The organism is Zooshikella ganghwensis (assembly GCF_018263875.1).
GTDB lineage: Bacteria > Pseudomonadota > Gammaproteobacteria > Pseudomonadales > Zooshikellaceae > Zooshikella > Zooshikella ganghwensis.
The window spans coordinates 109,646-121,777 of the sequence record NZ_JAEVHG010000006.1; the positions used below are offsets into that span (position 1 = coordinate 109,646).

Consider the following 12,132-nt stretch of genomic DNA (forward strand, 5'->3'; position numbering starts at 1 on the left):
TGATTAAATCTAATTGATTAAATAAAGCAACGCTGTGCCCGTTAACATGCTTACCAAGCCAATAATACGCAATGTCTTATCATCAATCTGGGCTAACATAGCCACCAATTCACGCCACCGATGAGGATATAAAAAGGGAATAATGCCCTCAATGACTAGCATTAAACAAAATGCTACAAGTAACTCACGCCAAAAATCCATCGATGATGCATCCAAGCCAGCTGATAAACAAAAGTCTCCAAGTGTCAGGCAACAAAAAACCGGGTAGTGAACCCGGTTTGAACAATCATAACATGATTTTTATGGAGTACAGTAATTGTTTAGTGGTTTCCGTTAGTCACTACTGCCAACAGGTGTTGCAGGCTGCCTATCAGAGTTTTTCAAATATTTGAAAAAGTCACTGTCAGGCTCCAGTATCATCATACCATTACTGTCTTTAAAGCTAGCCTTGTAAGCCTGTAAGCTTCGGTAAAAAGCATAAAACTCTGGGTCTTGGTTATACGCGCTAGCATAAATAGCAGCGGCTTTTGCATCACCTTCACCTCGAGTTTTCTCAGCTTCTCTGTAAGCCTCGGCTAACAAAACACGACGCTCACGATCAGCTGTTGCTCGTGTAATTTCAGCCTGCTCATTACCTTGCGAGCGTAACTCCTGAGCTTCTTTTTCCCGCTCTGTTGCCATCCGTTCAAAAACGGAGTCACTTACCTGTGGAGGAAGATCAATTCGTTTAACACGCAGATCATTAACACGAATACCGTAGTTTTCCTCAGTAAACGTGTTAAGCACTTTGGTCAGCTCTTCCATTAGCTCATCACGCTTACCCGATACCACCTCTTGCAGAGAAAGCCTTCCTACACGGTTCCGCAATCCAGATTCAACTCGCTGAGACAGCAATCGGTTTGCCTGTAATACGCTACCTGCTGTAGAACGGTAAAACTTACCCACATCTTTAATACGCCACTTGACGTAAGAATCGACAATAAGTGCCTTCTTTTCTTGTGTCAGAAAACGCTCTGGTGGTGCATCCAATGTCAGCAAGCGAGCATCAAACTTGATAACTTTATCAATTAAAGGTGCTTTAATATGCAAACCGGGTTGTACATCCGGCGCTACCAGCTGACCAAAGCGTAATACCACAGCCCGCTCAATTTGCGTCACAATGTAAAAGCTGTCCCAACCCGCCAGAACAACCACAAAGGTAAGAATCAATCCTAGTAATGATTTAGGTGTCATCGTACAGTCCTCCCAGTTCTAGTACTTGTGGGAGTTCGCTTACGGAGTTCATCTGCAACCCGATTGGCTATGCTATTCATTTCTTGCTGCGTTAAGCCTGTTGAAGAGCTTGATGTATTAACACTTGAACTACTGCCTCCAGTAAGTTTTTCTAAAGGCAAATACATCACATTATTTCCACCTTTTACATCGACTAAGACTTTATTGGTCGTTGCCAACACATCTTGCACCGCATCCAGGTATAAACGCTCACGCGTTACTTCAGGTGCTTTTTGGTATTCGGTATAAAGCTTGGAGAAACGATCAGCCTCACCTTCAGCCTTAGCAATGACTTCCTCCCGATAACCACTGGCTTCTTCGATTAAACGCTGAGCCTCACCTCGAGCTTCAGGGATGATAGCATTGCTATACGCTTGCGCTTTGTTTTGCACTCGTTCTTTATCTTCTCGAGCACGAATCACATCATCAAATGAAGCTTGAACTTCTCTAGGAGGTTGCGTTGCTTCAACGTTAACCCGTCCAACACTTATGCCGGTCTTATACAGATTAATATACGCTTGCAAGCGTTCTTTCACTTCATCAGCTAAAGCCTCACGTCCTTCAGTAAGCACCGAGTGCATTTCCGAGCCACCCACCACATGACGGAGGGCACTTTGCGTAGCTTGCTCAAGGCTGCTTATTGGCTCTTCAACTTGCAGCACGAAGTCTTTAAGGTTGCCAATGTTGTACTGAACAGACATCGCTACTTCAACGATATTTTCGTCTTCTGTCAGCATTTGCTGGCGTAGGTTATAGGTACGAAACTCAGTTACCCGCTCCTGAAACTTTTTCTCAAAGGGAGGAAAGTACATATGTAAGCCTGGACCTACAGTGTCATGATATTTCCCCAGACGCAGCACGACGGCTTGTTCTTTTTCATCAACGGTATACACCGCATTCCAAACATAAAGAACAACTGCAATGATAACGACAAGAGAAAACATGCCACCAGAGCCAGAACCACGTCTTCCAGACGCAGAACCACCACCCTTTCCACCAAATAGTCCATTTAACTTTTGTTGGAATTTGCGAAGCACCTCATCAAGATCAGGAGGTCCCTGATTATTCCCCTTATTACCACCCCCCCAAGGGTCTTGATGCTTGTCATTTCCACCCGGTTCATTCCAGGCCATAGACTTCTCCGTTACACCCGTGATGATTAGATAATCAGTAAAAACGCTGTGTAACAAACAAATGTTATTACACAACTCGCTTTAATAATGATTTGTTTTGAAATTGTAGGAACCTTAGCGCAGAGGTGCAACTTTACTTTACAAGGTTATTCATCTCTACAACGTCTGCAACTCACCCTCTCGCTTGGCCAAGCGCTGCAAATCATGTTGCTGCATACGCACACGTATCAGCCAACCACCATGATCTTCACTACGCTCATCCAGTACCGCTCCTAAGCGAAATAGCTCCGCCCTTAATCGCCCTTGTGAGGGCTTCAGCTGTAAGGTAGCTTCTACGACACATTCACCCAGCAGCTCAGCAATAGCCTGCTTGATAAGTGCCATACCTTCACCACTGAGTGCAGAAACCCATACTCGCCAAGGTTTGCCTTCCTCATCGTAATCAATTTGCGGAGCACGATCAGCAAGCAAGTCAATTTTGTTATACACCAGCAATGAAGGCACTTTTTCAGCCCCTATTTCCAGTAAAACATCATTAACTTGTTCAATATTGCTATCACGTTCACTGTCATAACAATCAATTACATGAATTAGCAAGTCAGCCGCAACAGTCTCTTCTAATGTTGCCCGGAATGCCTGTACTAGTTTGTGAGGCAAGTGTCTTATAAATCCAACGGTGTCTGCAACAATTACCGAACCAATATCCTGTACATCAATACGCCGTAGCGTTGGATCCAACGTAGCAAATAACTGATCAGCTGCATACACTTCTGCTGTCGTAAGTGTATTAAACAGTGTTGATTTCCCCGCATTGGTATAACCTACCAACGACACAAGTGGTACATCAGCACGTTTTCTCGACCGACGACTCTGATCTCGCTGCTTACGAACTTTATCTAGCCGCTTTTGTATTGATTTGATCCGTTCACGCAATAAACGTCGGTCTGTTTCCAGCTGAGTTTCCCCTGGACCGCGAAGACCAATACCCCCTTTTTGGCGCTCCAAGTGCGTCCAGCCTCGAACCAGACGAGTACTTAAGTGCTGTAACTGGGCTAGCTCTACTTGTAACTTACCTTCATGGGTACGCGCACGCTGAGCAAAAATATCCAGTATTAATCCCGTTCGGTCTACCACACGGCATTCAAGCTCTCTCTCGAGGTTTCGTTCCTGAGTTGGAGACAGACTATGGTTAAAAATAACAATTTCAGCTTTCAGTTGTTTGACAGCTTGGCGAACTTCTTCAACTTTGCCTTTACCAATAAAGAACTTGGGATGGGGGTGCGGGCTTGTAGAGGTGATAAAGGCGACGGGGTTAGCCCCCGCAGAACCAACCAGTTCTTCAAACTCGCGGGGATCTTCCCGTTCTTTATCGTCAATCAGTTCAGGATGAACTAATATGGCATGTTCGCCACCTTGATGGCGTTCAAAAAACAATGCGAATCTCCTGCTAATTAACTAGCTTGTAGCTTCACCCTGCTCAGTATTCTGCATAGGCAGCCGTACAGGACGACTTGGTACTACCGTTGAAATCGCGTGTTTATATACCATTTGACTAACTGTATTTTTTAGCAGGATAACAAATTGGTCGAAGGACTCAACTTGACCCTGTAGCTTGATACCGTTGACTAAATAGATAGAAACCGGGATACGCTCTTTTCTAAGCAGGTTTAAGTAAGGGTCTTGTAAAGAATGCCCTTTTGACATTGTTGTACTCCTTTATCGTTCAAAAAAATAAAAAAAAGTGCTTACTACAAAGAGTCCGCCAAGTCAGTTTGATTAGCAGTAAGATGAGGTCAACACAGTAATCAATCTACAGCGGCAAAATGGTCGTCATACTGAAAGCCAGCATGCACCATTAAAACCATAGTGTGCACAGCGAAAAACAGCCACATGATAGCTGAAATTTATGAGCCAAACCCTATATAAGTTCCTGCTCTACTATTTTCAAGGCCGTATATTCCGCATCTGTTGTCAGAGAGTCCAACCAGATCAAGTTTTCCCAACGTCTTAACCAGGTAAATTGACGTTTAGCCAGCTGTCGGGTTGCAATCACTCCCTTTTCGATCATTTCCTCGTAACTCAGTTCCCCATCAAGATAATCCCACACTTGCCGGTAACCAACAGCACGCATACTCGGTAGTTTTTTTGATAGGTCGGGGCGTTGCTTTAGTGCCTCAACCTCATCAATAAAACCTAAGTCCAGCATATGCTGAAAGCGATCAGCTATGCGCTGATGCAACACTGCTCGCTCAGTTGGTGCAATAGCCAATTTCAGTGTGCGATAAGGAAACTCATGCGTTGCTTGTTGCTCAAGGTGATACTGGGTAAGGGTCTTGCCCGTCAGCAGATACACTTCAAGCGCACGTTGCATGCGCTGAGGGTCATTTGGGTGAATGCGCTGCGCAGACTCAGGATCAAAAGTCGCTAGTCGCTGATGCAATGCTGGCCAACCAAGTTTTGCAGCATCACTTAAAATTTGCTCTCGAATAGTTTCATCCGCAGACGGCAACTCAGTCGCTATACCCTCAAACAGAACTTTGTAATATAACATAGTTCCACCCACTAAGAGTGGTATTTTTCCGTTTTTGCTTATCTCTGCCATTAGCCGCAGTGCATCCTCGGCAAAGTCTGCCGCAGAGTAAGGCTCAGCAGGATCTAAAATATCCACCAGATGGTGTGGGTATTTTGCTAATGTTACGGAATCTGGTTTTGCGGTCCCAATATCCATCCCACGATAAACCAGCGCAGAATCCACACTGATTAATTCACAAGGTAAACGCTCAGCTAAAAAAAGTGCCAAGTCAGTTTTACCTGATGCGGTGGGTCCCATCAAAAAAATGGCAAAAGGTCGCTGCTCGTTACTCATTAACGGCCCCGAAGAAATAGCTTATCGAGCTCAGTCATTGTCAGCTGGGTCCACGTTGGACGACCATGATTACATTGCCCACTTCGCTCAGTGCTTTCCATATCACGCAGCAGGGCATTCATCTCGGCAGCCGTCAGCCGCCGATTGGCCCTAACCGACCCATGACAGGCCATCGTTGCCAGTATTTCATTGATATGGGCTTCAATCCGATCACTAGCACCATATTCCATCAGATCAGTGATTACTGCTGTCACTAGTGGCTTTACATTTTGCTTACCCAAGATAGCAGGAATCTCACGAATCACGAGTGTTTCAGGCCCCATCCTGGCGACTTGAAACCCCAAAGTTTTAAAGAGCGCTTTGTGCTCTTCTGCACAGTCTGCCTCTCGCTCACTAATCGCTATAGACTCAGGTACCAGCAAAGGCTGAGTCTTAATGCCCTCACCAGCATAAGCCACCTTCATGCGCTCATAAGTAATTCGCTCATGAGCCGCATGCATATCAACCAGCACCATACCATGCTCATTTTCTGCCAAAATATAAACACCCTTTAGCTGGGCAATAGCAAAGCCTAATGGTGGAACTTCACCATGAGCTACTTCTTTATTCTGCAACTCATGCCAAACCTCCTCTGCACTATTATCCAAACGCTGCCACCCTGCGATTTGCTCACTAACCTGCTGGGTAGAAGGTGATGTATTCTGCTCCCAGCGCTTAGATGCTAAGCCCGAAGAGTGCTTGGTAGGTGTTGAAGCATACTGCACTGGAGTATCTTCTGTTTGGAAAACGGATGGCTTTTCAGTTTTGTCTGAAGCAACTCCATTTGTATGCTCACGACTTTGCGACCAGTCTATGGCCTGCTGCCCAGCGAATACACCAGCAGCAGTATTATCTTTAGCCTTAATTTCCAGCTCTTTTTCAGCCAAATTTTGAGATATCAGGTGATGCTCTGGACTCACCTCAGCTAATGCATGATGTAACTGGCTAAAGAGAAAGTTATGCACAGCACGGCTATCACGAAAGCGCACTTCATGTTTTGTTGGATGGACGTTAACATCCACACCAGCAGGATCAAGCTCCAAATACAGTACAAAAGCGGGATGCCGTCCATTATACAGCACATCACGATAGGCTTGGCGGACAGCATGACTGACTAGTTTGTCACGGATAACACGACCATTCACAAAGAAAAACTGAAGATCTGCCTGGCTACGAGAAAAGGTTGGCAATCCAACCCAACCCCATAACCTCATATCTCCAGCTTGAGCATCAATACACACAGCCTGTTCGAGAAAAGCAGGGCCACACACTGTTGCGACCCGTCGATCTTTTTCCAAAGCGCTATGGGCTGAACGAAGCTGGTGAATAACACGCTGATTATGTCGTAGCTGAAAGTTAATATCGAAATGACTTAATGCTATGCGTTTAATCACTTCTTCCAGATGACCAAACTCAGTTTTTTCAGTCCTTAAAAACTTACGACGAGCTGGCGTATTATAAAATAGATCACGTACTTCAATCGTTGTGCCCGTGGGATGAGATGCTGGTGACAAAACTGGTTCCATGTCACGACCTTCGACACGCACACTCCATGCCTCAACCTGCCCTTCGGTATTTGCTGTCAGCGATAATCGAGAAACAGAGCTGATACTGGCCAGCGCTTCTCCACGAAATCCCAAGCTTGCCACAGCCTCTAAGTCTTCTAGCTCAGTTATTTTACTGGTGGCATGGCGGCTCAGCGCTAGAGCCAAGTCATCTTTTAAAATACCACTACCATTGTCACGAATCTTAATGAGCTTTACGCCACCACTTTCGACGTCAATATCAACGCGAGTAGCACCTGCATCAATACTATTTTCAACCAGTTCTTTGACTACAGAAGCCGGGCGCTCAACAACTTCACCCGCAGCAATCTGGTTTGCTAAACGTGGACTTAGCAGACTTATACGCTTCATGATTAATGCGTCATCTATGTTAGTTGGAGTATAAGCTTAATTTGGAGGGCGCTTAGGTTAACGGGTAACGGGCAAAGTGAAAAGCACCCTGCCCGGTTTTACCTGTCAAAAATACTTCAAATCACACTTTTCCAATGATTTTAATTAGGTATATGCAGGACCTGTCCAATACGGATTCTATCTGCTTTAAGCTTATTTCTAGACCGCAAACTACTGACAGATACATTATAGCGACTGGCAATCTCAGAAAGCGTATCACCCCGCTGGATAACATAGCGAGTTGGACCACCTCTTATTGGTCCTCTCTGCTTAAGCTGAGCAACATAAGTATTGGCTGGAGGGGACTGATAAAAGTATTTTTTAATCCCATTAAAAACAGCCTGAGCAAGGCGCTCTTGGTGCGAACCTGTTCCCAACTTCTTTCCATCAATAGGGTTGGTAATAAACCCCGTCTCAACCAAGATGGATGGAATATCAGGCGACTTTAGTACCATAAATCCGGCTTGTTCTACATGTCGCTTATGGAGTCGACTAATTTGCCCCATTTGACGCAGCACTTGCCCTCCAGCCTCAAGACTTGATGTAAGTGTCGCTGTCATGGATAAGTCCAAAAGCACACCCGCTAAGGTTGCATCTTTATCACTTAAGCTAACATTGCCCACACCACCAATCAGATCTGAACTATTCTCCCGGCTGGCAAGCCAGCGAGCTGTTTCTGAGGTTGCACCACGCTGTGATATTGCAAAGACTGAAGCACCATTTGCCCGTCTATTTTTAAATGCATCAGCATGAATAGAAACAAATAAGTCGGCACGACGCTGTCGAGCAATAACGGTGCGTTGACGCAGCCCTACATAATAATCACCCTCGCGCACAAGAAATGACTTAAATCCTGGCTCCCGCGCAAAAAGCTGATGCAAACGACGGGCAATCTTTAGCACCACATCTTTCTCTCGAAGACCACGATAGCCAATTGCACCGGGGTCATCTCCACCGTGTCCGGCATCTACCGCAATAATGATGTCCCGCCCTACACGTCCAGAAGAGGTGATGGCAACTTGAGGTGCAGACTTAACGATAGGTTTGACATTACGGTCGTATAAATCAATAACCAGCCTGTCACCATAGGTTTGATTAGGTTTTAGCACAAAGCTACGCGGCCTAACGGCTGTTTTTAAATCCAGCACCACTCTTAAGTCATGGCCATTTCGTTTACCATGACGAACTTTATTGATGGGTGTGTTACTGAGCGTCAATTCGCTGAGCGCTGACTTTAATTTGGCCTGCTTAATGTCAATAACCAGGCGGTCAGGATTTTCTAGCTCGAAAATCTTATGGTCAACAGGACCTGATAAATCAAAAACCAAGCGCGTATTATCAGGTGCACGCCATAACCTAACCCCTTTAATATCGGCTGCCTGAGTAACATTCACCAGCCACAAGCTCACGCAGGCCAACAACATGACTAACCTGTTGATCATAATGACAGGAACCCCTAATGGTTTACATTTCTATCATGAGCAAGCTTTGCAGCAATATCTTGACCATGCTGGCTGAAAGCTAAGACTTCTATGGTTCGAGCCCCTTGCTGATACTGAAGGGTAAGCTTAATGTCTGCAGGAGGCAAAAAGCCCGCGCCACGCTCTGGCCACTCAACCAAACACAATGCAGACTGGTTGAAATATTCTCGCCCCCCTAAAAACTCTAACTCTTCAGGGTCGCCCAAGCGGTAAAGATCAAAATGATAAACTACTTGCCCTGATTCCAACTTATAAGGTTCTACGAGTGTATACGTAGGGCTTTTGACAGCCCCCTCATGCCCCAGGTGTTGCAAAACCCCTCGACATAGTGTGGTCTTACCTGCACCTAAATCCCCATAAAGAAAAATAACACCCTTGCCCCCGCTTGCTTTGGCTAACTGACGTCCAAAGGCAACAGTTGCAGCTTCATCTACTAACAGAATAGCCTGCCCAGAAGTCATTGCTCCTCACTTTCCGTGACTAATTGATTCAAAAGATGGCGAGCTTCAGGTATTAGCTCAGTTGCTCTTAGCCCCCACTCCCCAAACTCAGCCGCAATCACATCAGCTGCCGTTGCATGTAACCAGACACCCAGCTTTGCGGCCTTGCACGGTGGTAACCCGATCGCTAAAAAGGCACCTAACATACCACTTAACACATCCCCCATACCACCAGATGCCATACCAGGATTGCCCGCAGGACAAACCCATACTTGCTCACCATCACTGACTAGGCTACCTGCGCCCTTTAATACAACTGAAGCATTAAACGCCTTACAAATACGACTAACCGCAGCAAAACGATCATGCTGGACCGACTGGGTACTTTCACCCAATAACCGGCTAGCCTCACCTGGATGCGGCGTTAATAACAACTGCTTGCGGTTGCAGCGCCAAGACTCAAGCTCTTGAGCCATCAGATTAAGGCCATCAGCATCGACTAACAAAGGCACATCAACCTTCATTACTGCTTTAAGAGCTGCCTTACCCCAGCTATCGCGGCCAAGACCTGGTCCAATGACAATCGCTGTTTTATCCGCTAGAAGACCCTCAAGGTGCGCAGGGTCATCAATAGCATGCACCATCACCTCTGGTGTTCTTGCCTGAATCGCAGCAGCATGACTCGCTAAAGTGGCTACAGTAACCAGGCCAACCCCCATACTCAGCGCTGCTTCAGCCGCCATAGTGACAGCTCCAGCCATTCCTGGGGCACCACCAATGATAAGTAAATGCCCAAAATGTCCTTTATGTGCACATCGAGAGCGAGGTAAAAGCACAGGCCCTATTATTTTTTCAGTTAACAGCCAAACCGTTGAGGGCACCGAGTTAAAAATGACATCAGGTACATTTAAACTGGCATAGACCAGCTCACCGCAATAATCAGAGGCCACTCCCGTGAGCAGCCCACGCTTCATGCCGATAAAACTCACGGTCAAACTGGCTTTAATTGCAGCACCTAACACTGAGCCTGAATCGGCACATAAGCCAGAGGGAATATCAATTGCTAACACAGGCTGGTTTGCAGCATTGATGCGCTCAATAATCGCTAAGTAGGGATCCCGAACAGCGCCAGAAAGCCCCGTTCCCAGTAATGCATCCACCAGAATATCGCCATCTATCTTTATTTCAGGGGAGTATGAGGTCAACACAACGTCAAACTGTTGACACCATTCATAGGCTAAAAAAGCATCGCCCTTTAGGCCCTCCCCCGGAACCACCATAACAACTTCTGCAGTAAAGCCAGCCTGAGCTGCAAGGCCTGCAACAATATAACCGTCTCCGCCATTGTTACCGCCACCACAAAATACCTGAATTTTGCAGGCTGGCTGCTGAGAAATTAAGCGCTGCTGTTGAGACCTTAGGTGCCAGTGAGCAATCATAGCGCGATACGCGGCTTTTCCTGCCCGCCTCATGAGCTCAAAGCCTGCTATACCTTGCTTACTGATCGCAGCATGATCTAATTTCCTCACCTGTTCAGCGGTAAAGAGTTGCTGTGGTAAACTATGGTTCATACGTTGGCATCCCTCAAGCGGAGCTAGATAGCACTTGCTCAATTATACGTTGACTGTAGTCTTTATCTAGCACTTAAAACGTTGACACTCGCTTAAGATGTGGGTTCCCCAGATAAGTAAATAATCACTTTCACTTTACAGCTGACCGTTGTAGGCAAGCTATGCAGTTGACTCCCTCAGGCTCCACCATATTTTACGAGTCCCAGAATCCTCTCAGTCAGGGTTTGCAGGCCTCTGCCAGGCAAAAACCCACTACCCATTTAATGCATAGTAGTAATGAAGCATGACAAACATTGCGACCTCACAAACTGACTTTGTCCTGCTAGCCCAGCAGATTAAGCTGTGGGCAAGAGAGCTTGGTTTTCAGGATGCAGGCATTACCGGCATAGATTTAAGTGAACATGAAACTTATCTAAAGAATTGGTTAGCTAAAGGCTTCCATGGCGAGATGGGTTACCTGGCAGACCATGGCAATAAACGCAGTCGCCCTGATGAACTGGTACCCGGCACAATAAGCATAATTTCGGTGAGAATGGATTACCTGCCAGGCGATACGCAAGCGGTCAAAGTGCTGCAAAATTCTTCGCAAGCCTATATTTCACGCTATGCCCTTGGCCGTGACTATCATAAGGGCATTCGCAAACGCCTGGCCAAACTCGCAAACAAAATAACTGAGGCTGCTGGCAGCTTTGGTTACCGGGCATTTGTTGATTCTGCCCCCGTTTTGGAAAAAGCCCTTGCCGAAAAGGCTGGACTTGGTTGGATCGGTAAAAACACACTACTGCTCAACAGCAAAGCCGGCTCCTGGTTCTTTTTAGGCGAAATTTATACTAACCTGCCTTTACCTATTGATGCCCCTCAAGTGACTAAGCACTGTGGCAGCTGCCAAGCTTGTTTGGATATATGCCCTACAGATGCATTTGCTGGTCCATTCCAGCTCGATGCCCGTAAATGTATTTCTTATTTAACCATTGAGTTAAAAGGAGCCATACCTGAGGCCCTCCGCCCGAAAATCGGTAATCGAGTTTTTGGCTGTGATGATTGCCAGCTGGTATGCCCTTGGAACAAGTTTGCCAAGCCGACTCAAGAAACCGACTTTCTGCCACGCCATAGGCTTGACAGTAGCGATCTCACTACTTTGTTTTTATGGACTGAAGAACAGTTTCTTTCCGCAACTGAAGGCTCTCCAATACGGCGTACAGGATACAAAGGCTGGTTACGCAATCTTGCTGTTGGCCTAGGGAATGCTGCGACGACACCAGAGGTTATCGCCGCGCTTAATAGTAGGAAAGATTTTCCAAATGACATGGTACGGGAGCATGTTCTTTGGGCATTAAAGCAACACCATATGAAAACTACAGGGTGTTAAAAGACA

General features: G+C 46.2%; 11 protein-coding genes. 1 reads left to right on the top strand and 10 read right to left on the bottom strand.

Going from position 1 to position 12,132, the window contains the following annotated elements:
• Positions 1-9: 9 nt before the first annotated feature.
• The 10 genes from KHS79_RS10935 to KHS79_RS10980 all read right to left on the bottom strand — a co-directional run bounded on the left by KHS79_RS10935 (position 10) and on the right by KHS79_RS10980 (position 10,757).
• Positions 10-201 carry a DUF2065 domain-containing protein gene (locus KHS79_RS10935; protein ID WP_027706901.1) on the bottom strand — a complete coding sequence of 64 codons (192 nt, stop codon included), beginning with the start codon at positions 199-201 and terminating at the stop codon, positions 10-12.
• A gap of 132 nt (positions 202-333) precedes the next feature.
• Positions 334-1,233, bottom strand: coding sequence for a protease modulator HflC (gene hflC / locus KHS79_RS10940; protein WP_212718851.1), 900 nt, complete (start codon positions 1,231-1,233; stop codon positions 334-336).
• Positions 1,230-2,405, bottom strand: a complete 1,176-nt coding sequence (gene hflK / locus KHS79_RS10945) for an FtsH protease activity modulator HflK (RefSeq protein ID WP_212718852.1) — start codon at positions 2,403-2,405, stop codon at positions 1,230-1,232. The genes hflC and hflK overlap by 4 nt, the downstream gene beginning before the upstream one ends.
• A gap of 156 nt (positions 2,406-2,561) precedes the next feature.
• Positions 2,562-3,839 carry a ribosome rescue GTPase HflX gene (gene hflX / locus KHS79_RS10950; protein ID WP_212718854.1) on the bottom strand — a complete coding sequence of 426 codons (1,278 nt, stop codon included), beginning with the start codon at positions 3,837-3,839 and terminating at the stop codon, positions 2,562-2,564.
• 21 nt (positions 3,840-3,860) lie between these two features.
• Positions 3,861-4,109 (bottom strand): RNA chaperone Hfq, encoded by a 249-nt coding sequence (hfq, locus tag KHS79_RS10955; RefSeq protein ID WP_027706897.1) that lies wholly within the window; start codon positions 4,107-4,109, stop codon positions 3,861-3,863.
• A gap of 214 nt (positions 4,110-4,323) precedes the next feature.
• Entirely contained in the window at positions 4,324-5,271 is a 948-nt protein-coding gene (gene miaA / locus KHS79_RS10960; protein ID WP_212718856.1) for a tRNA (adenosine(37)-N6)-dimethylallyltransferase MiaA, read from the bottom strand.
• The gene (mutL, locus tag KHS79_RS10965; protein ID WP_212718857.1) at positions 5,271-7,226 is read right to left on the bottom strand and encodes a DNA mismatch repair endonuclease MutL; all 1,956 of its coding nucleotides are present in this window, start codon (positions 7,224-7,226) and stop codon (positions 5,271-5,273) included. Before mutL ends, miaA begins: the two co-directional genes overlap by 1 nt.
• A 140-nt stretch (positions 7,227-7,366) precedes the next feature.
• On the bottom strand, positions 7,367-8,707 hold the full coding sequence (locus KHS79_RS10970; protein WP_212718859.1) for an N-acetylmuramoyl-L-alanine amidase: 1,341 nt from the start codon (positions 8,705-8,707) through the stop codon (positions 7,367-7,369).
• 14 nt (positions 8,708-8,721) lie between these two features.
• On the bottom strand, positions 8,722-9,207 hold the full coding sequence (gene tsaE / locus KHS79_RS10975; RefSeq protein ID WP_212718861.1) for a tRNA (adenosine(37)-N6)-threonylcarbamoyltransferase complex ATPase subunit type 1 TsaE: 486 nt from the start codon (positions 9,205-9,207) through the stop codon (positions 8,722-8,724).
• Complete coding sequence (locus KHS79_RS10980) at positions 9,204-10,757, bottom strand: NAD(P)H-hydrate dehydratase (protein ID WP_212718864.1); 1,554 nt, start codon at positions 10,755-10,757, stop codon at positions 9,204-9,206. Before KHS79_RS10980 ends, tsaE begins: the two co-directional genes overlap by 4 nt.
• Positions 10,758-11,040: 283 nt before the next feature.
• Between KHS79_RS10980 and queG the strand changes: the two genes are divergently transcribed.
• Positions 11,041-12,126, top strand: coding sequence for a tRNA epoxyqueuosine(34) reductase QueG (queG, locus tag KHS79_RS10985; RefSeq protein ID WP_212718867.1), 1,086 nt, complete (start codon positions 11,041-11,043; stop codon positions 12,124-12,126).
• Positions 12,127-12,132 lie beyond the last annotated feature (6 nt).